General features: G+C 69.7%; 15 protein-coding genes. 9 read left to right on the forward strand and 6 right to left on the reverse strand.

What is annotated here, in order from left to right; translation table 11 throughout:
• Nucleotides 1–392: 392 nt before the first annotated feature.
• The 6 genes from H504_RS33720 to H504_RS0106880 all read left to right on the forward strand — a co-directional run bounded on the left by H504_RS33720 (nucleotide 393) and on the right by H504_RS0106880 (nucleotide 6,542).
• Complete coding sequence (locus tag H504_RS33720) at nucleotides 393–704, forward strand: WXG100 family type VII secretion target (RefSeq protein WP_035303426.1); 312 nt, start codon at nucleotides 393–395, stop codon at nucleotides 702–704.
• The gene (locus H504_RS0106860) at nucleotides 705–1,001 is read left to right on the forward strand and encodes a WXG100 family type VII secretion target (protein ID WP_026422169.1); all 297 of its coding nucleotides are present in this window, start codon (nucleotides 705–707) and stop codon (nucleotides 999–1,001) included.
• Nucleotides 998–2,422: an endonuclease toxin domain-containing protein gene (locus H504_RS33725; RefSeq protein ID WP_035303428.1), complete on the forward strand. Its 1,425-nt coding sequence runs from the start codon at nucleotides 998–1,000 to the stop codon at nucleotides 2,420–2,422. The genes H504_RS0106860 and H504_RS33725 overlap by 4 nt, the downstream gene beginning before the upstream one ends.
• Nucleotides 2,419–2,859, forward strand: coding sequence for a hypothetical protein (locus H504_RS0106870; protein WP_026422170.1), 441 nt, complete (start codon nucleotides 2,419–2,421; stop codon nucleotides 2,857–2,859). Before H504_RS33725 ends, H504_RS0106870 begins: the two co-directional genes overlap by 4 nt.
• 882 nt (nucleotides 2,860–3,741) lie before the next feature.
• Nucleotides 3,742–5,016, forward strand: a complete 1,275-nt coding sequence (locus H504_RS0106875) for an MFS transporter (protein WP_245614094.1) — start codon at nucleotides 3,742–3,744, stop codon at nucleotides 5,014–5,016.
• Entirely contained in the window at nucleotides 5,013–6,542 is a 1,530-nt protein-coding gene (locus H504_RS0106880) for an amino acid adenylation domain-containing protein (protein ID WP_051385572.1), read from the forward strand. Before H504_RS0106875 ends, H504_RS0106880 begins: the two co-directional genes overlap by 4 nt.
• A 9-nt stretch (nucleotides 6,543–6,551) precedes the next feature.
• Here the strand turns inward: H504_RS0106880 and H504_RS0106885 are convergent, their stop codons facing one another.
• From H504_RS0106885 to H504_RS0106910, 6 genes are all read right to left on the reverse strand, one after another.
• Nucleotides 6,552–8,879, reverse strand: a complete 2,328-nt coding sequence (locus H504_RS0106885; RefSeq protein ID WP_035303429.1) for a condensation domain-containing protein — start codon at nucleotides 8,877–8,879, stop codon at nucleotides 6,552–6,554.
• Nucleotides 8,879–10,468, reverse strand: coding sequence for an AMP-binding protein (locus tag H504_RS33730; protein WP_051385573.1), 1,590 nt, complete (start codon nucleotides 10,466–10,468; stop codon nucleotides 8,879–8,881). The genes H504_RS0106885 and H504_RS33730 overlap by 1 nt, the downstream gene beginning before the upstream one ends.
• Nucleotides 10,469–10,526: 58 nt before the next feature.
• Nucleotides 10,527–11,672, reverse strand: coding sequence for an acyl carrier protein (locus tag H504_RS43570; protein WP_026422174.1), 1,146 nt, complete (start codon nucleotides 11,670–11,672; stop codon nucleotides 10,527–10,529).
• Entirely contained in the window at nucleotides 11,666–12,427 is a 762-nt protein-coding gene (locus tag H504_RS0106900) for an alpha/beta fold hydrolase (RefSeq protein ID WP_051385574.1), read from the reverse strand. Before H504_RS0106900 ends, H504_RS43570 begins: the two co-directional genes overlap by 7 nt.
• Nucleotides 12,428–12,561: 134 nt before the next feature.
• Nucleotides 12,562–15,759, reverse strand: a complete 3,198-nt coding sequence (locus H504_RS33735; RefSeq protein WP_211239275.1) for a non-ribosomal peptide synthetase — start codon at nucleotides 15,757–15,759, stop codon at nucleotides 12,562–12,564.
• Nucleotides 15,756–15,998 (reverse strand): phosphopantetheine-binding protein, encoded by a 243-nt coding sequence (locus tag H504_RS0106910; protein WP_026422176.1) that lies wholly within the window; start codon nucleotides 15,996–15,998, stop codon nucleotides 15,756–15,758. The genes H504_RS33735 and H504_RS0106910 overlap by 4 nt, the downstream gene beginning before the upstream one ends.
• Before the next feature lie 240 nt (nucleotides 15,999–16,238).
• Between H504_RS0106910 and H504_RS33740 the strand changes: the two genes are divergently transcribed.
• From H504_RS33740 to H504_RS0106925, 3 genes are read left to right on the forward strand one after another with little or no spacing between them, the layout of a single operon-like run.
• A complete protein-coding gene (locus tag H504_RS33740; protein WP_051385575.1) occupies nucleotides 16,239–17,357 on the forward strand; it encodes an amino acid kinase family protein in 1,119 nt (372 codons plus the stop codon).
• The gene (locus H504_RS0106920; protein WP_026422177.1) at nucleotides 17,354–18,616 is read left to right on the forward strand and encodes a glutamate-5-semialdehyde dehydrogenase; all 1,263 of its coding nucleotides are present in this window, start codon (nucleotides 17,354–17,356) and stop codon (nucleotides 18,614–18,616) included. The genes H504_RS33740 and H504_RS0106920 overlap by 4 nt, the downstream gene beginning before the upstream one ends.
• 25 nt (nucleotides 18,617–18,641) lie before the next feature.
• Nucleotides 18,642–19,847, forward strand: a complete 1,206-nt coding sequence (locus H504_RS0106925) for a pyridoxal phosphate-dependent aminotransferase (protein ID WP_026422178.1) — start codon at nucleotides 18,642–18,644, stop codon at nucleotides 19,845–19,847.
• The last annotated feature ends 105 nt before the right edge of the window (nucleotides 19,848–19,952 follow it).

The raw sequence follows: 19,952 nt of genomic DNA on the forward strand, positions 1-19,952 counted from the left end.
GTTCGATCATCGCCCGAACGACAACCGGGTTACCCGCCGCGGAGCGCCACCACGGGCTGGGATCAGCGCGTTCCCTGCGCCGCCTGCCGACCGGGGTGGCGCAGCCGAGGAACCATCATCGCTGAGTCCGTCCTCGGGTGACGAACTGGGGAATTCATCGCGCTTGGCGGTGCGGTTGGCTCAGATCGAGCTGTTTCGCGGTCGGTCGTGAAATTTCCTGCGGCGATCGGGTTACTTGTGCCGCGGTCCGTGCCGGGATGGCCAGTGTCATTCTTCCGCTTCGCCCGATTTGCTTTTCGGAATCAAGGAAGAGTGACCCCGATCGCTACCCGAGTTGCTAGTGTTCCTTGCTGCCGACCGGCGAACGGCGAACCTGTGCGGAGGGGTGCGGGATGACGGCGGGGTATGACGCGATACCGGAGGAACTCCAATTCTGCGCGGCCATGTTGGCGCAGGTCGACACCGAAGTGCGAGCCGCGCTCGACATTTTACAGTCCGAAGTAGACGGTCTCTTTTCCGGTGGTTGGCAAGGCCCGGCCGCCGCCGCGTTCGCCGATGCCTGGCTGGAATGGCGGGAAGGCGCGGACGAGGTCGTCGACGGTCTGCATGACATATCGCTGGTGCTGCGGGCGACCGAGCGCGAGTACACGACGAACGAGCAAGGCGCGACCGACAGGATCACCGGCTCCGGGTCAGGTCTGTAGATGGTCGACTTCCGCGTGGACCCCGCTCACCTCGACCACGTCGTTGCCGAGATCGTCCGGTTCGACACCACTTTCGAGACCGCGCTCGACGACGCGGACAAACGGGTGAACCAGTTGCACGCCAGTTGGTCCGGCGACGCTGCCGACCGGCAGCGCGCCGCGCACGAGGAGTGGAAACGCGGCGCCGAGAAGATGCGCGAGGCGCTGGCGACCATGCGCGAGATCGCCAAGACCGCGAGTGGCAACTACACCGACGCCGCCGCGGCGAACGCCAAGATGTGGGAGCACTTGCGGTGACCAGGCCGATCAAAGTCGACACGAGCACCTACGAGGCCGCCAGCAAGGTGTTCGGCGTCGACATCCACGCCGCGTTGTCCAAAGCGGGCGCTGACCTGGAATCAGGTCTTTCCGGGCAGGGTGGCATGGCGGGCGCCGACCCTGGGGGCAGCGGTTGGGCCGATTCCTACGACGAAGTCGCGAAGACCGTGCACTCGCTCGTCAGCGACCTCGGCACGGCCTCGACAACCCTTGCCGGGCTCCTGCAGCAGAGCGGGTTCAACCACGGTCAGGCAGAGGACGCGTCCAACGCGGACAAGTCCGTTCCCACCGCCCCGGACGACTCCACGTACACCGCCGTCCCCGAACCGCTCGCCGACCTGCCCTCCGCGCACGGCGGCTCTGTCGGCCCACCCGGGCTCTGGTGGCTGGTTGAGCACACCGTTGGCTACGTCTGGCCCGATGGTGACCCCGACAGGCTGCGCCGGGCAGCCCAGGCGTGGACCACTGCCGCGGGTGCGCTCGACGGCGCCGCCGGTCACGTCCCCGCCGCCGTTTCGGGCATTTCCAGTCAGCAGTCGCCGGAGGTGAACGACGCGACCACGGTCTGCCAGGGCTTGGGCGACAACATGGGCACTGTGGCCGCCGCCTGTCGCGACCTGGCCAAGAGTTGCACCGACCTCGCCGCCCAGGTCGACAAGGCGCACAACGACATCGAGGACGAACTGATCAGCCTCGCCGAGTGGACGGCGGGCATCGAGGCCGGTGGCGCTCTCGTCGGCTTCTTCACCGCGGGCATCGGCGAGGGCGCGGCGCAGGCGGTCGAGGCGACCAGGGTCGCGGCCACCGCGACCAGGATCGGCAAGATCATCGAGGCGCTGATCGAGGTCGGCGCGACCATCGCCCGCGCGGTCGGCACGGTGGTCGGTCGGGTCGCCGAGGCCGCTCAGCGGCTCGAAGTCATCCTCGGCGCCCGGCTCAGCAAGGCCGTCGCCACGGTCGTGAGCAAGATCCCCGGTGTCGGCAAGACCGCGGCCGACGACGCGTTCGAAGGGCTCAGCGCGTGGACCCTGGGGTGGTCGCAGCGCGGCCTGGAGATCGAGGCACGGCTCGGCGGCAACCTACCGCGTAGCTTCCCCACCATCGACAAGTTCGAGAACGGTGTGGCCACCAGCATCAAGAGTGTCGACCTGAGCGCGGCCACCTACCAGAACACCAGCGCGCTGACCTCCAGGCTGGCGGGTTACGTGGACAAGGTCTCCGGGTTCAACGGCGCGACCTTCGACGGTACAGTGATCCGGTCCGGCCAGGTCACCGACCGTGTCCTGCAAGTCGCCATCCAGCCGGGTGTCGCCTCGCCCGCCCAGCGCGCGGTGCTCACCCAGTTGCAGGCGTACGCGACATCGAAGAATGTGCGATTGATCGTTTCGGAGGTTTCGTGAGCGAGCAACTGGTGGGGGTCGACCTGCGGCGGGGCGAGTACGTGGTCATCACCTACTCCCAGTCCCGGTCGGGGATGTGGGTCCTGGACGGGGAACCGGTCCGGTTGCCCGCCACCTCCACCCCCGCGCAGCTCGGCGTTGCCGTCACCGACGCACTCGCCCGCTCCCGAGGCGGCCTGGACGACCCCGGCCGTGCCGCCAAACCCAGCCAACCACTGCTCGACGCGTTCGGCGTCACCACCTACGCCGCCTATACCAAGGGCACCAAGTCAGTCGAAGTCTTCCGCGGCGCGGGTGGAGTCGAGGTGACCCCACAGCGCAACGAGGGCGGCAGCAAGGGCTTCACCCCGATCGTGGACGAGGCGCGAACATTGGTCGATGCCTCTCCCAACGCCGTGGGCGACGCCGTGGTCGCCGCGTTCGGCAAGGCAGTTTAGCCAGACTGCTGCATCCTCGGACGCCCCACCAGCCGCGGAGCAACCAACTCGGTCTCCACCCCACTCGAAACCCTGACCACGCATTTCTGCAGCGCGCCTCGGAGCCTGCCGATTCAACTGCCTGTTTCATCTGGCGCACATGGCCGGCGTTGCTGTCAGGCGACCAGGCCGACTGTCGAGGCGTGCCGAGGCTCAGAGCCCCTGGCGTGGGTCTTCATGGCCTGAGACTGTCGGTGGGTCGGTCTAGGCTGTGTATTTGGGGGCTTTGTTGGCGGTTGATCTTGGTGTGAGGGGGCTCTGGGCCTCGGCTGCGCCTCGGGGGTCGGCCTGGTCGCCTTCGGCGACGCCGGCGCCCGGCCCCAAAATAAAACCTGGGGTGCCCGTTGTGGTGAAGTTGTTTTGTTTGGGGCCCCTAGCGGTGGCCTGGGTAAGGCTAAAAGGCGGGGCCACTGGAAAGCGTGGCCTTACCCGCCGGCCGGCTTAGGCCACCGCTTCCCCCAAACAAAACAACTTCACCACAACGGGCGGTTGGTGTCGGCGGGTCCCGAGGCGCGCGGTGCGAGTGTGGGACTTCGTCGATTCGGGGTGGTCTTTTTGGGGCGTGCGGTGCGGGTGTGGTGCTTCGTCGATTTGGGTGGGGGATTTGAGACTCCTGTTGCGAGGATGCGCAGTGCGATTCGTGTGGCGGGTTTCGGGCGAAATCGTGGTGTTTGGCTAGGTGGAGGTGGGGTGGGGGGTCGGGGTGGGGCGCCGGCTGGGGTGCTTGGGTGGTGATGGAGGCTGGATGTTTTTGGGGTGTTGGCGTCTTGTAAGGGTTCTTGACAGGTGTCTCCGTGCTGCGACGATGGGGTGTGCTGAGGGGCGGCGTGTTGAGGAGGCTGTGTGGCTGGGGAACCGTCCACTGTGGTTGGGGTGGCTGAGGTGGTGCCGCCGCGGCGGAATGAGTGGTTGTTGGTGGGGTTTACCGGGACCACCAATACGGCGGATGCGGTGATGCGGGTGGCGTTGCCGCTGCTGGCCACTCGGGTTACGGAGTCGCCTGCGTTGGTGGCGGCGGTGTCGATCATGTTGAGTCTGCCGTGGCTGGTTACCGCGTTGCACATTGGTGTCATGGTGGATCGGCGGGATCGGCGGGTGTTGATGGCGGGGGCCGAGGTCGCGCGGATGGTGGCGATCGGGGGGCTTGCGCTGGCGGTGGTGTTCGGCGTCGCTGGGTTGGTGGTCATCTACGCGGTGGCGTTGGTGCTCGGGGTGGCTGAGGTGGTGGCGCAACTCAGTGCGGCCTCGATCATTCCGGCGGCGGTGCCGCGTGCGCGGTGGCAGACGGTGAATGCTCGGCTCACCGGCACCGAGTACGTCAGCTTCAGCTTCGTTGGTGCGCCGATCGGTGGGTTTCTGGTCGCTGCGGGGTTCGCCGTGGCGCTTGGGGCGACGGGTGCGGCGTATTTGGTTGGCGCTTTGTTGCTGACCATGTTGGTCGGTAACTTTACGGCTGCGCCTGCCAAGGAGCGTCGGCCCGCTGGTGTTGAGATCAGGGAGGGGCTGCGGTTCCTGCTGGCGCACCGGTTGCTGCGGTCGATGGCGTTGCTGATCACCGTGATGGCGGGGTGCTGGTCGGCCTGGTACGCGCTGATCCCCGTTTACGCCGTCGGGCCGCTGGGTTTGACCGCCCAGCAGTACGGCTTCCTGTTGACCTGCCTCGGTGCCGGTGGCGTGCTCGGCACGGTCCTGGTGGGCCCGGTGAACCGGTTGATCGGCCGCCGCTGGTCGATGTTCGTGGACATCATCGGCACGGCTTTGATGGTCGGCATTCCCGCCGTATTGCCGTCGGCGCCGGGAAGCGCTTGGCCGATTGGTGTCGCCGCTTTCGCCGCTGGTATCGGTGGGACCATGTGGACGGTCAACTCACGGGTCATCACACAGTCGTTGGTGCCCAATGAAATGCTTGGCCGGTTCAACGCGGCCAGCAGGCTGATCTCGTGGGGGATGCTGCCGGTCGCGGCGGCCGTCGCGGGCGGCCTCGCCCAACTATTCGGTTACCGGGTGGCGTTCGGGCTGTTCGCGGTCCTGTGCCTGGTGCTGGTTTTCCTGTTCCTCCGGGTGATCACCCCGGGCATGCTGGACGAGGTCGACGCGCCCGCCGAGGAGTCGGTATGACCAGTATGTACGCGATGTTCGCCGTCACCGCCGAGACGGTGCCGGACGCGGTTGCGCTGGAAGTCGACGATGACGTGCTGACCTACGCCGATCTGGCGACGTTGGTGGACCGGTTGGCTGCGGCGTTCGTGGCGTCGTGCGGTGATGTGCCTGCCGCGGTTGGCCTGCTGGTTTCGCGCAGTCTCGTGGCGTATGCGGGTTACCTGGCGGCGTTGCGGCTTGGCGCGGTCGTTGTGCCGTTGAACCCGTCGTTCCCGCCCGCGCGCAATCAGGCTATGTGCGACGCTGCGGGCGTTGAGTTGGTGTTGGTCGACGCCGCTGGGGAGCCGCAGGCCCACGCGGTGACCGGGGTGGCGCGGCTGGAGCTGATCGCGCCGGATTGGACAGTCGGGCTGTCCGGACGGTGGTCGCGGCCGTGTCCGTCTACTTCGGACGATGTGGCTTATGTGCTGTTCACCTCCGGGTCGACCGGGACGCCGAAGGGTGTGCCGATTCGGCACCGCAACCTGCCGAGTTTCCTCGCCCACTGCCGCCGCCAGTACGGGGTCGAGGTGGGCAGCAGGCTCTCTCAGACCTACGACCTGACCTTCGACCCGTCGGTCGGTGACATGTTCACCGCGTGGAGCGCGGGCGCGACACTGGTGGTGCCCCAGGCGGCCGAGATACTGACTCCGGCCCGGTTCGTCGCCGCGCGCGGTATCACGCACTGGTCGTCGGTGCCGTCGGTGATCTCCCTGGCTCGGCGGTTGCGTGGGCTGCGGCCCGGCAGTATGCCGACGTTGCGCAGCAGCGTGTTCGCCGGTGAGCAACTGACCGTCGAGCAGGCGCGCGCATGGGCTGCGGCGGCGCCGAATAGCGTCATCGACAACGCCTATGGCCCAACTGAACTCACCATCACCTGTATCGGCCACCGGCTGCCGGAAGACTGGCTCGACACGCCGAACGGAACTGTCCCCATCGGACTCCCGAATGCGGGCCTCGACGCGGTGGCCGTGGCCGAAGATGGCACGACAGAAGCCACAGACGGTGAACTGTGCGTTCGCGGCCCGCAACGCTTCGACGGCTACCTCGACCCAACCCACGACACGGGCCGGTTCCTGCGCTCGACCCCGACCGGCGCGATGATCCCCGTCGAAGGCCGCCCGCAGCCGGACGACTGGTATCGCACCGGTGACCGGGTTCGCGTGGTGTCCGGCCAATTCGTCCACATGGGACGGCTAGACGACCAGGTCAAGATCCGCGGCTACCGCATCGAACTCGGCGAGATCGAGGCCGTCGTCCGGGCGCAACCCGGCATCGCGGACGCCGTTGTCCTCGCGATCCCCGCCGATGGCGGGACGATCACGCTGCACGCGCTGTACACCGGCACCGAGGTCGACGCCACCCACCTGGCCGCTGCCGTCGCCACCCGGCTGCCGGAGTACATGGTTCCCGCCCACTTCCACCACACGGACGGCTTTCCGGTGAACGGCAACGGCAAAGTGGACCGTCGCACCTTGGCCGCCGGCCTCGAATCCAGTAGCTGAACGGCAAGACTAGAGCAGGTCGGTCAGGGCGCTGGCGATCGTGGTGGCCGACTGTTCGGTGAGGACACCGTGATGCCCAGTGTCCAGCCGCAAGCGGGCCGGTGGCAATGTGAACAATCCCGCCCACTGGTCCAATTGGACTTCCAGCAGATCGGCTCCGATCAGCAGCCCAGCCCCCGGAACCTGTTCCGTACCAACGAATGCCGCGACCGCCTCCGTGTGCCGGACGTGCACCCGCCAACGCTCCAGCAGGGTGGCGGTGGGTACCGTCTCCGAACCCGCCGCGGCCAGTTGCGCGGCCAGCACCCGCACGGCCAGCTCGCCATCGTCAACGACCGGCAAGGGCGACCCCGGCGGCACGCCCATCGCCGCCGCGAACGTCTCGAAACACTCGCGCCTCCGGCTCGCGTCCATCGGGTAGCCGACCGGCGGAGCCGCGTCCAGCACGGCCAGCGCCGGACCGGTCCCGGCCAGAGCGGCCATGGCGTAACACACCTGACCGCCCATCGACCATCCACAGAGGACGTCCGGGGCGCCGCCCTCGGCAAGCAGATCCGCCAGATATCGTTGCGCCATCGACTGAACGTCGGTCAGCGGCGAGCGTTCCTCGGACGCCGTGACCCGCCACCCGGGGGGCAGCGCGGCCGCCAGGTGCCGGTAGTCCTGCGCCGACCCGCTCGCACCGTGGACGAGATGCACGTGCGGCCCGTCGCCGTCCCGCAAGGTCACCAGCGTGCTCACCACGTCGGTGGGTGCGGCCGCCAACTGCCCGACCAGCGTGCGCGGGGTCGGCCGGGCCAGCCAGGCGATCACGTCGAGGCGCTGCCCGGTCGCCGCCTCGACGGCGACCGCCAGTTGCATCACCTTGAGTGACCGCCCACCGGCGGCGAAGAAGTCCTCGTCCGGGTCGCTGGCCTCGTGCCCGAGGACGTCCAGCCAGAGCTGTCCGGCCAGATCCCACGTCGTCGACCGAGGTAGCGTCCGCACCGGTGTCGCGTCGGGCTGGTGGTCCAGGTTCCCGGCCGACGCGCGAGTGCGCACCGTGAGGTCGGCGACCCGGGTGTTGGCGTCCGTCGTGAGCACGGTGTCCAGGTCGTGCAGCAGGCGCATGACCGTGGTTCGCTCGTAGCGGCCGGTGTTGTACTCGACTTCCGTCCAGTACGCCCCGTCGACCTCCCAGAACGCGATCGCGATGTCCGCGCGCGCCGCCCGGTTGGGGGTGCGGTGCAGCACCATCGGCACATCCCCGAGGGACAGCCCCGCGGCGATCGGCCCGAGGTAGTTCAGCAGTAGCGGAGCGTAGTCGGACAGCATCGACTGGGTGGACTCGGTGAGCGCGCCGAACACCGTCGCGTAGGGCACGTGCTGGTGGGCGAGCATGGTCCACGTCGAGTCGCGGCTGTGGCCGACCACGTCGCCTATGGTTTCGTCGTCGCGGACGGCGGCGCGCGCGATACACAGGTTCGCCAGGTAGCCGACGAGTGCCTGGTCGCGCGGGGTCATCCGGTTGGCGAGCACCGCGCCGATCGCGACGTCCGTGCCTGCGCCGCCGCGCGCGAGGACGATCTGCAGCGCGGCGAGCAGCACCGCGAACGGGGTGGCGTAGTGCGAGGTGCCCAGGGCGCCCACCGCCTCGGCCGCCTCCGCGCTGAACCGGTAGCGCAGCGTCACGCCGGGGGCGCCGGTGCCCGCGAAACGGTCATGGTCGGCGCACACGGTCGTGGACGTCGCGCCGTCCAGCGCCGTCCGCCAGTGGTCGAGGCTCGCCGTCCAGTCACCGGCGGCCTGTTCGGCGGCGTAGGTGGTGAACGGCTCCGCGTCGCCGTCGAACTCCGGGTCGACGCCGGCCAGCGCGGCCGCGTAGGCCACCGACAGGTCCTGCATGATCAGGTGGATGCCCCACCCGTCGACCACGACATGGTGCACGGTGAGCAGCAGTTCTTGGCTGCCGCCGACCTCGACCGAGGTCAGCCGGGCCAGCGGTGCGGTGTCCAGCGCGAAGCTCTCCTCGCTGAGTTCTTCGCACACCAGCCGCAGCAACTCCTCGGTCGGCACGCCGTCCGGGTCAGCGATCCGCACCCGCCGTACGGGCGCGGGCAGGCTCGGCGCGACCACCAGTCGCAGCGTGTCGTCCACCCTGTGCACCGCCGTGCGCAGCGCCTCGTGCCGGTCGACCACGTTCTGCCAGGCCACACCCAGCGCTGCGAAGTCCACAGTGGACTCGCAGCCGAGCCGCCAGGTCAGGTTGTAGACCGACTGGTTGCGGGCGCGCTGGTGCACCCACCAGAGCGCTTCCTGCATGGGCGTGGCGGCGACCCCGACCTGTTGCAGCGTCATCACGCCGACCCGACCGGCGAGGTCACCGCCGTGAACTCGTCGGTGAGCCGCCTGCGGTCGATCTTGCCGACCGGGGTGAGCGGGATCTCGGCCCGGTAGTGGTAGCCGCGCGGGCGCATGTACCGGGGCAGCCCCTCGACGAGGCCCGCGAAGGACTCCGCGCTGACCGCGGCCTCGCCGGTGTAGAGCGCCTGCAGGTCGATCTCGCCGTCCTCGGCGGGCACCGTGATCACCACGACCTCGGCGATCGACGGGTGCCTGCGCAGCGCCGACTCGATCTCGGCCAGCTCCACCCGGTTGCCGCGGATCTTGATCTGCTCGTCGACCCGGCCGCGGTGCACCAGCAGGCCGTGCTCGCGGCGCACCCGGTCACCGGTGCGGTACCAGAGCGCCGCGGTGACCGGCCCCGACGTGTGCAGCGCGGCGCGCTCGTCGGTCAGCGGGTCGTAGTCGAAGAACCGGCCCGGGTTCTCGGCGGGGTCGAGGTAGCCGGGGAAGCGCTGCGGCCCGCGGATGACCAGCTCGCCCTCGTCGGCGGGGGTCCCGTCCTCGCCGAGCAGCAGGTACTCCATGTGCGGGTACAGCTCGCCGATCGGCATCGACCGGTTGGACGTCTCGGGCAGGTCCTGGCCCAGCGGGATCTCGTGCCCGGTCACCGTCACCGTGGTCTCGGTCGGTCCGTAGCAGTTGAAGATCCGGGTCCGGCCCGCGGCCGCCGACCACGCCCGCACCTGTTCCAGCGTCAGCGTTTCACCGCCGAAGAAGCTGCCGCGCAGGTTCGGCATGCTGTCCGGCGCGAGCGCGCGCAGCCGCTTGGCGAAGGAAATCAGCGACGGCACCGACATCCAGTGCGTCAACCGCTTGGCGTTGACGAACTTGACCGGGGTGAACACATCCGAGTGCTGCGCCACACACAACGTCGCGCCGGACCCCCAACTGCCGAAGATCTCCACAATGGACCCGTCGAAGGCCATCTCGAAGGTCTGCGACACGCGGGCACCGGGTTCGAGGAAGTAGCGGGGGATGACGTCGCCGAGGAACGCGGACACGTTGGCGTGTGTGGTCGGCACGCCCTTCGGCTTACCGGTGGTGCCGCTGGTGTAGATGATGTAGGCGATGTCGTCCGGCCCGCGCTCGACCACGGCGGGCAGGTCGGCGGGTGGCCCGGTCTCGGCGAGCAGGTCGGCCATCCGGGTGCCTGAGAGGTCTAGTAGAGCGATGTTGGCGCCGCGCCGGTAGTCGTCGACATCGTCACCGGAGGTGTCGTCGAGCACGGCGAGGTCGATGCCCGCGTCCGCCGTGATGACCAGGTTGCGCGGGGTGGTGGCCGCCGGGTTGAGCGGCACACACGCGGCCCCGAGGCGTTGCGCGGCAAGGTAGGCCACGTATCCGGCGGTACTGCGGGAAGTCAGCAGGGCTACTCGCTTGGGCGCCCGGCCGAGCTCGCGGTACATGAACGCGGACATCCGGTCGACGGCGGCGCTGAGCTCGGCGTAGGTCAACGTCGTGGACAGCACCTCCAGCGCCGACAGCCGCGGGTTCGCCTCGGCCGAGTCGAGGAACCAGTGGTACATGGTCTTGGTGGTCATCGCGGTTCCCTTTCACGGTGCGTGCCGTGGGCGGCGGGCGGGTGGCAGCGGTGGGGCGTCATCGCGCCCGCTTCCTCGTGAACGCGGCGCACAGGGCGGTCATCTGGGTGAGCGTGTCGGGGGTGAAGTCCTCGTCGGAGAGTTCGACGCCCAGTGTCCTTTCGGCGCGTTCGATGATTTCGACGAGGCGGAAGGAGTTGAAGCCCGGGAGATCGCGCAGTGAAACGGCTCCGTGCACTTCGGCCTCGTCGATACCCAGTACCGCCGCGATGACGGAGCGGACAGCGAAACCGATCTCATCATCCACAGTGGACCCATTGATCGCGGTTTCCGCTGTGGCAACGAGGTCGGCGTCGGCCTGCAGTAGTGCGCGCAGTGTGTTGATGAGGTCGTCGGACAAGCTGCCACCGCGCCTGCGGGAGAGGAACAGGCGGCCGCCGAGCGCGGCCATCGCGTCGGCGTGGGTGTGGGCCGCGCTGAGCACGTCCGCCGGGGTGTCCGGTAGCGAGGCGAGCCAGGTCGCGTACAACCGGCGGGAGCGGCCGAGCAGCCATACGTCCTGGACGAGTGCGTCCGGTGCGGTCCGGCCGAGCTCCGCGAACTCCTCGGGTGACGACCGGGGCGCGGCCGCGTTGTCGCGGTGGTACTCCCGGGCCGGCGCGGTGTCGTCCACCGCCAGTACCAGTGCCGTCGCGAGTGGTAGAGCGTCCACATCGGACTGTTCCAGTCGCCAGGCGCCCGGCCGGGCCGGACCCCACGGCGTCTCGTCGTGATAGGCGTCCACCACGCAGGTTCCGTTGCCGCACAACAGGAAGCTGTGCTCCTCGTGCCTGCGTCCGGCGTAAGGCGTCCACGCCAGGTCGTGTACGTCCGCGACCACGTACAGGGTGCCGTGCTCGGCGGCCAGTTCGACCAGCCGGGACCCGGTCACGTCGTCGAACCGGTGCGCCACCCGCAACCCGGCGAGGTCGTGCGCCTGCGCCAGCCGGTCGGCCAGTCCGGCGGCCAACCTGGGCACACCGTGCTGGTCGGCCCTGGTCTCGAAGCGCGGGGCCGACCCGAGCACCACGTGCGCGCCCGGCCCCCGGTAGCTGTCGAGCAGTACCGCGAGGTTCGACTGCAGGCAGTCGAACTGTTCGGCGGGTAGCTCGTCGAGCAGCGGCGACCAGTCGCGGTGGTAGGTCTCGGTGGGCGCGGTCAGCACCGCTGCTCCTGGAACTCGGCGATCCGGTCGGTCAGCTCGCCGAGGTTGGCCTGCTCGAACACCGCGAAGTGCTCGGCGCCCAGCGACTCGACCCGCAGGTCGGGCGCCAGCTCGCGCCAGCGGCGCACCGCCCCCGCCCGGTCGGTGAACCCCTCCGTCGAGTCGGGGGTGTCCGGGCACATCAGCAGCAGCACCCGACCCGGGTACGGACGTTCGGTGCGGTAGTCGACCAGCGCCCGCATCTGCGCGCTGACGGTGCCCAACACCCGCTCAAGGCTCCGCGGCTCCGGTCGCGGACCCAGCCCCGCCAGGATCGCCGACCGCACGCGCTCGTCACCCGCCGCCGTCGGCGGCCGAGGCAGCGGTGACGCGTCGACCACCACCAGGTCCGGGGTGCTGCCCCGGTCGGCCAGGCGCACCGCCAGCTCCCAGCCGACGGTCCCGCCCAGTGACCAGCCGAAGATCATCGACGGGGTCAGCTCACCCACCGCGGCCAACGCGGCATCCGCCATCTCCGCGACACTCGTCTCAGGCCGCTCACCAGGCAGCAAACCGGCCGCCCGGATCGCGTACACACTGTGCGTGGTACCGAGCGACGACGCCAACGGCAGGTACGGCCCGAGGCCACCGCCCGCGCCGGGCAGCATCACACAGACCGGCCGATCCCGGCGCCGAACCAACGTGATCAGCCTGCCGGGCAGCGTCACCTCGGCCGAGGGGTTCGCTCGCGGCCGGGACGCTGCTGGCTGGGCCATTGTTGGTGGGGATGCTGTTGGCTGGGCCGTTCTCGGTGGAGACGCTGCCGGCTGAGCCGTTGTTGGCTGGGGCGCAGTGGGCTGGGACACGGTCGGTTGGGACACGGTCGGCTGGGGCGCGGTTGGTTGTGTTGTCACTGGCCTGTCCCGCGGATCAGGGTGGCGAGCGTGGCCACGGTGGGGGACCGCAGGAAGTCGATGACCTGGACGGTCACCTGGTAGCGCTGCTGGACCTCGGCCAGCACCTGCACGATCATCAGCGAGTGCCCGCCGTAGCGCATGACGGGTGTGTCCGGGTCGACCGCCGGGACCGACAGCACCTCCGCCCACAGCGCGCACAGTTCGGCGGTGAGGTCGTCGACCTGCGCGGTGGGCGCGGGTGTGGCGAGTTGTTCGGCGACCAGCCGGTCGGCCAACGCGGTCAGCGCCTTGCGATCGGTCTTGCCGGTGGCGGACAGCGGCACGGCGTCCAGTCCGAAGATCCGGGTGGGCAGCATGTGGGTGGGCAGCCGCCGGGCGCAGACTGCCCGCACGCCGTCGGTGTCGAGGTTCGCGTCCGGCTCGGCGACCACGAACAGGACCAGCTCGCGGGCCTGCGCGTCACCGCGGACCACGGCCACCGATGCCAAGACGCCGGGTACCGCGTTGGCCACCGTCTCCAGCTCGCCGAGTTCCACCCGGTGCCCGCGGATCTTGACTTGGGTGTCGCCGCGGCCGAGGTAGGTCAGCACGTCGTGCTCGTCGCGCACGACTTGGTCGCCGGTGCGGTACATGACGCCGTCGCCACCGAAGCGGTCCGGTAAGAACGCGGCGGCGGTGCGCTCCGGGTCGTTGATGTAGCCATCGGCGGGCGCGATCCCGCCGATGAACAGCTCGCCCGCGACCCCGTATGGGGCAAGATGCCCCGTCTGGTCCACCACGTAGGTCGCGACGCCGGGCAGGGCGGTGCCGACAGGTACATGCGCGGGCCAGACCGGGTCGTCGCCGTGCAGCCGGTGGGTCGTCACCGCCTGCGCCTCTGTGGGCCCGTACAGGTTCACCAGCTCGCACCGGGGGTGTCGGACGAAGAACGCCCGGATCTCCGCGTCGGCCAGCAGTTGCTCGCCGGACACGCACAGGTACCGCAACGCGGGTAGGTGCACCCGTTGTCTTGCCACGCACTGGACGAACGTCCGCAGCGCCCCCACGGGTAAGAACAGGTGAGTGACCGCGGTGTCCGCGACCCGGCGCAGCACCGCGGGCATGTCCCGGCGGTCCGCTGGTCTGCGCGAGACCACCGTGCCGCCGCCGAGCAACACCGGGACGATCTCCTGGAACGACACGTCGAACCCGGCGGGCGCGAACTGCAGGAACCGGGTGTCGGTGTCGTGGTCCAGCGCCCCCTGCTGCCACGCGGCCAGGTTGAGCAGCGACCGCATGCCCATCAGCACGCCCTTGGGGTTGCCGGTCGAGCCGGAGGTGAACAGGACGTACACCCCTGCGTCCGGCCGCGCCTGTGACGGCGCGGTCTCCGTGTCGCTGCCGAGGTCGGCCACCGGCACAACGGGCACGGACACGCCGTCGACCGGGTCGCCGACCGTGAGCCCGCAGCCTGCCCGCGCCACCATCCCGGCCAGCCGTTCGACGGGCAACCCGGCCTCCAACGGCAGGTAGGCGGCACCGCGACGGAGGATGGCCAGGATCGTGGCGACCACGTCGTGCAGCCCGTCCAGCCGCAGGCCGACCACGTCGCCGGGGCCGACGCCCCGCTCGGCGAGGCCGGTGGCCAGCCGGGCTGACCTGTCGGCCAGTTCCCGGTAGGTCAGCTCGCCGTCCGGGTCGGACACGGCGACGCGGTCCGGGTGCCGCTCGGCGGTCTGCTCGAACCACTCGGTGATGGTGGTGGCGACGGGGGTGGCGGGCCTGCCGTCGTGACGCAGGCTCTGCGCGGTGGACGCGTGGTCGAACAGGTCCGCGAGGCGCAAGCCGCCGTCGGCGACCGCCCGGCGCAGCGCGGTGCGCAGTGACACCAGCAGGCCGTCGGCCACCCGGGCCGGGATGAGCGCGCGGTCGTACTCCAGTTCCAGCAACCAGCCGTGCCGGGTCGGTGTCGCGCCGAGCCACAGGTCGAACTTCGCGGTGCCGTTCGCGGGCTCGTGCACCTCGGTGATCGGGCTGGTGCCCGCGTTACCGGTGTTGTCGGTGGTGTTCTGCATGGCGAGCATGGCGGAGAACAGCGGGTTGCGGTCGTTGGTGCGCTCCGGCTGGACCAGCGACACGAGCCGGGTGAACAACACGTCCACCGACGCGCGGCAGAAGTCGATCTCGGTGCGCACGGCGGCCAAGTGCTCGTCGACGGTGCGCGTCCAGTCCACTTCGGCGGTGACCGGCAGCGTGTTGACGAAGAACCCGCACAGGTCGAACGACGCGATGGTCCGACGGGCGGCGAACGGGCTGCCGATCAGCACCTTGTCCACCCCGCCGTGCCGAGCGAGGACAGCCGAGTAGACGCCCATGAACAGCACGAACGGGCTGACCCCGGCGCGCTTGCACGCGGCGGTGAAGTGCTCGGCGAACTCACCGTCCACTGTGCACGAGACGCGGTCGCCGGTGAAGTCTGTCTGTTGTGGACGGTTTGGGCGCGGGTAGAGCACCAGCGGCGGCACCGCGCGCAGCCGTTCGGCCCACGCGGCGGCTTTCTCGGTGATCGCATCGGCGCTCGCGGCCCGGTGCTGCGCAGCCAGCTCCTTCATCAGCCCCTTGGCCCGCGAGGCGCCGAGCGTCGCCAGGGCGTCGGTGTCCGCCGGGTCGAGTGTGCCGTCGAGCAGTGCCGAGAGGTCCCGCATGATCGGCACCATGGACAGCCCGTCACCGACGATGTGGTGCGCGCACAACAGGATCGACGCCGCTCGGCCGTCGTCGGCGAGCACGGCGGCCCACCGGTACACCGGGCCGGTGGCGAGGTCGAACGGAGCCCGACCGATCTCGGCGCCGATCTCCGCGAGCACGCCGTCGAACTCCGCGACGGGGGCGGTGTGCACCCGCAGCGGAAAATCGGTGGCCCCGGGCACCGGTAGCAGCCGCGCGCTTACCTTCGGGCGCAGGGTGAATACCTGGCGCAGTGCCGGTTGCACGGTGACGAGCGCGGTCAGTACCCGCGTCACGCTGTCGGTGTCGAGCGGGACCGCGCACCGCGTCGGGTCCAGGTCGAACCGCATCGTCTGGTTGTAGATCTGGCGGGCCGAGACCATCGAGTCCACCACGAGCAGACCGCGCTGTGACTCGGTGATCTCCAGTACCGCCGCGGGCTCGTCGTCGTGCAGGTCCGGCGGCGTGATGTCGACCGCGGTCACGCGGGGCTCCCCTCGGCGTGCACCCCGATGGTGGCGAGCCACTGCTTCAACTCGCCGATGGTCCGCACGCCCGCCATCCGGGTCGCGTCGATCTCGGCGTCGTCGTCGGCGGCGACCTCGACGGCCAGCCGCAGCAGCGACAGCGACTCCAGGCCCGCGTCCAGCACCGGGGTGTCGTCGTCGAACGCGGCGGTCGCGTAGCGGGCGATCGTCGAATCGAGGTCCAGTCGAGCCGTCATCGGGGGTCCCACCTCGTCGTTACCGAACCGGCGCGCCGCGACCGCGGCGTCTGCCGTCGAGAATCCACAGCCGCGATGTTGCGCCGATGTACCCGCGATGCACGCGCGCTGTCCGCGGCCCGCGCGCACCGGGGCGGCCGGGTCGGTGGCGACAGGCTCCGCAGAACGCGGCCACATCGCGGCTACATCGGCGGCGGTCAGCATCGTTCTCGTCGACGGCCGAGCGGAGGGAGCAACGCGATGACGATCAGCGCACCGGCACCGATCAGGACACCGGCGCCGCGGTCGGTCGGCGGCCGGGTGGTGCTCAAGATCGGGACCACCTCACTGGTCACCGACGGCGAGCTGGACCCGGTGAAGCTGCGGTGGTTGTGCGCGGCGGTGCGCACCGCGGTCGCCGGGGGTCTCGCGCCGGTGCTGGTCACTTCCGGCGCGATCGCGATCGGACGCACCACCCACCCCGGGCTGGCCGCAGACCATCCACACGAGACTGATCTGCCGGACCCGGTGCGCCAGCAGGTCGCCGCCGCGATGGGGCAATCGCTGCTGTACCGGGCGATCGAGGACGAACTGGGCAGGCACGGCTTGCGTGCCGCGCAACTGCTGCTGACCCCGCCGGACCTGATCGAGCCCGCGGGCACCGACTTCGCCCACACGGTGGACGCGCTCATCGACCTCGGCGTGGTGCCGGTGGCCAACGAGAACGACGCGCTCGGTGTGCGCAACAACGACGTGCTGGCCGCGTTGCTCGCCGGGTTCATCGGCGCCGAACTGCTGCTGTTGCTCACGAACGTGCCCGGCCTCTACGACGGCGACCCGGTGCGCGGCGACGCGGCGCTGATCGCCGACGTGCCGGTGCTCAACGCCGAGATCGAGGCGCTTGCCGGTGAGTCGTCCGGCGCGGGTACCGGCGGCATGCGGATCAAGCTTGCCGCCTGCTGGATCGCCACGTTCCGGGGCGTGCGCGTGGTCATCGCCGACACCGCCGATCCCGCCGTGGTGCTGGACGCCTGGCGCGGCGAGCCGGTCGGCACGGCGTTCTGGCCGCGTCGGCAGGAGGGCCGCCCACCGTCGATCGGCGCGCTGTGGCTGGCGTTCCGCACGCCACCCGTCGCCGTGCTCGCCTGCACCGCCGACGGGGTCGCCGCGCTGCTGTCCGGCACACCGGTGCTCGCCCGCCACCTCGTTGATCCCGGACCCGCCGCGGGCGTCATCGCCGGGCAGGTGCTCGAACTGACCGACCACACCGGGCGTGGCCTCGCCCGCGGTGCCGCCGCTGCCGACGGCGCGCGGCTGACAACCGACCCGACGACGGTCGCCGTGCGCGACCACGTCCTGATCACAGAGGACCCGCGATGACCACGACTGTCCAAAGTGTCTCCGAGGTGTGCCGCGCGGCGGCCGACGCGGCCGCCGAGGTCGCCGTACTGTCCACACAGGACAAAGATCGGGTGCTGCTGGCGATGGCCGACGCCGTCGAGCGGCACGCCGAGCAGATCGTGCGGGCCAACGCCGACGACGTCGCCGCGGCCAGGGCGAGCGGCGTGTCCAGCACGTTGTGCGACCGGCTGACCCTCAACGAGCGGCGGATGGCCGGGCTGTCCGCCGCGATCCGCACGATCGCCGCGCTCCCGGACCCGGTCGGCGAGGTCGTGACCGGCTGGACCCGACCCAACGGCATCCTCATCCAGCAGGTCCGCGAGCCGCTCGGCGTGGTGGCGGTGATCTACGAGGCCCGGCCCAACGTGACCGCCGAGGTGGCCGCCCTGTGCGTCAAGACGGGCAACTGCGCCGTGCTGCGCGGCTCGTCGATGGCGATGGCCACCAACCGGGCGGTGCTGGCCGCCATCCAGGAGGGCATCGCCGAGGTCGACGAGATGCCCGCCGCCGCGGTCCAGCTCATCGACGACCCGTCCCGCGATGCGGCGCTGGAACTCATGCGCGCCAAGGGTTTTGTCGACCTGCTCGTGCCGCGCGGCGGCCCGGAGCTGATCGCGTCGGTCGAGGCCAACGCCACCGTGCCGACCGTCATCGACGGCGCGGGCAACTGCCACGTGTACATCGACACCGCGGCCGACCGGCGGATCGCCACCGACGTCGCCATCAACGCGAAGACGTCGCGGCCCAGCGTGTGCAACGCCATGGAGACCCTGCTGGTCCACCGCGACCTCGCGCACGACTGGCTGCCCGGTGTGCTCGACGAACTGGCCTTGCTCGGCGTGCGGATCAAGGGCGACGAGACGGTGCGCGCGCACTGGCCGCGCGCCGAGGCGGCCACCGAGTCCGATTGGGACACCGAGTACCTCGACCTCGTCCTCGCCGTCCGGGTGGTGGATGACGCGGAGGCCGCGATCCGGCACATCCGCCGTCACGGCACCGCGAACGCCGAGGCGATCGTCACCGCCGACATCCAGACCGCGCGCCGGTTCACCCAACTCGTGGACGCGGGCAGCGTGTTCGTCAACACCTCCACCCGCTACTCCGACGGCGGCGAGTTCGGCTACGGCGTCGAGATCGGCGTGTCCACCCAGAAACTGCACGCCAGGGGCCCGATGGGCCTCGCCGCGCTCACCACCGTGAAGAACGTGGTGTGGGGCAACGGCCAGATCCGCGTTTGACCACCCGCGAACGAGGGAGCCGCACATGACGATCTACCTGGAGCCGCGGACCGGCCGGTCGCCGACGCACGGGTCGACGCTGGTGGACGGAGTCGCGCAAGCACTGTCCATCAAGCACAACAACCTGGTCTACGAGATGCGCGCGGCCGGCCGCGACGTCATCACCCTGTCACTGGGGGAGGCCTTCTTCGACCTGCCGGTGCCCACTTTCGACGACCTCGGCGCCGACGGTGGGGTCGGCACCGGCCTGCACCACTACTCGCACTCCCGCGGCCTCCCGGAACTGCGGACGAAACTCGCGGGCTACTACGCCGACCAGTTCCAGGTCCCGGTCGACCCGGACCGGGAGATCATCGTCACCGCGGGCTCCAAGGTGGCGATCTACATGGTGCTGCTGGCCACCCTGGAACCGGGCGACGAAGTGATCATCCCGGAACCGTTCTGGCTCAGCTACCCCGAACAGGTACGCCTGTGCCGCGGCGTCCCCGTCCTGGTCCCACAAGACGTCAGCGTCTACGACCTGCACCGCTACGTCACCCCCCGCACCAGAGCGCTGATCATCAACAATCCGAACAACCCGTCCGGGCGCGTTTATGGTGAGGCGGAGCTCGCCGCGCTGCACGACCTGGTGCACGACAACGGCATGCTGCTGATCGCGGACGAGGCGTACAACGAGTTCGTGCCACCGGGACAGCCCTTCCGCTCCTGCGGAGCGTTCGACCCGGACAAGGAACACACCGTCACAGTGAACTCGATGTCGAAGAACTACGGCATATCGGGTTGGCGCATCGGATACCTGCTCGCCCATTCTCGACTGGTGGACGCCGTCCTGAAAATCAACCAGCATCTCATTACTTGCGCGCCGACCATTTTGTGTCGGTATGTGGCGGAGCATTTCGACGACATTCTTGCGCATACGCGCCCGCAAATCCAGCGGGTGGTGGCGCTGCGCAACGAGGTGGCTGAGCAGTTGGATACGCTTGGAGTGCGGACGTTACCGGGGTCGGCTTCGTTCTACCTGTTCGCTTCACTTGGTACGTCCGCACTGGACTCGACGGTGTTCGCTGAGCGGTTGCTACGGGACAGTGGGGTAAGCGTGGTCGCTGGAATAGCTTATGGAGATTCGTGCGATCGTTACATCCGGATCTCAGTGGGCACCGAGTCACCAGAACGAGTGACCCAGGGCATCACCGCCATCCGAGACCTGATCGCCGCCACATCACCCCACTAACCGCGAAACCCCCACGCAAATCGACGAAGCCCCATTCTTGTACCGCGCACCCAAAAACCCAGCCCTGATCGACGAAGCGCCACTCCCGCACCGCCCCCCCCCCCC

Source organism: Actinokineospora inagensis DSM 44258 (genome assembly GCF_000482865.1).
GTDB classification, from domain to species: Bacteria; Actinomycetota; Actinomycetes; order Mycobacteriales; family Pseudonocardiaceae; genus Actinokineospora; species Actinokineospora inagensis.

Excerpts from the sequence above, each read along its gene's own strand:
- H504_RS0106925 (WP_026422178.1), top strand. The coding sequence starts at position 18,642 with ATGACGATCTACCTGGAGCCGCGGACCGGCCGGTCGCCGACGCACGGG.
- H504_RS33740 (WP_051385575.1), top strand. The coding sequence starts at position 16,239 with ATGACGATCAGCGCACCGGCACCGATCAGGACACCGGCGCCGCGGTCG.
- H504_RS33730 (WP_051385573.1), bottom strand. The coding sequence starts at position 10,468 with ATGACCACCAAGACCATGTACCACTGGTTCCTCGACTCGGCCGAGGCG.
- H504_RS0106860 (WP_026422169.1), top strand. The coding sequence starts at position 705 with ATGGTCGACTTCCGCGTGGACCCCGCTCACCTCGACCACGTCGTTGCC.
- H504_RS0106900 (WP_051385574.1), bottom strand. The coding sequence starts at position 12,427 with ATGGCCCAGCCAGCAGCGTCCCGGCCGCGAGCGAACCCCTCGGCCGAG.
- H504_RS0106885 (WP_035303429.1), bottom strand. The coding sequence starts at position 8,879 with ATGACGCTGCAACAGGTCGGGGTCGCCGCCACGCCCATGCAGGAAGCG.
- H504_RS0106880 (WP_051385572.1), top strand. The coding sequence starts at position 5,013 with ATGACCAGTATGTACGCGATGTTCGCCGTCACCGCCGAGACGGTGCCG.
- H504_RS0106910 (WP_026422176.1), bottom strand. The coding sequence starts at position 15,998 with ATGACGGCTCGACTGGACCTCGATTCGACGATCGCCCGCTACGCGACC.
- H504_RS0106920 (WP_026422177.1), top strand. The coding sequence starts at position 17,354 with ATGACCACGACTGTCCAAAGTGTCTCCGAGGTGTGCCGCGCGGCGGCC.
- H504_RS33720 (WP_035303426.1), top strand. The coding sequence starts at position 393 with ATGACGGCGGGGTATGACGCGATACCGGAGGAACTCCAATTCTGCGCG.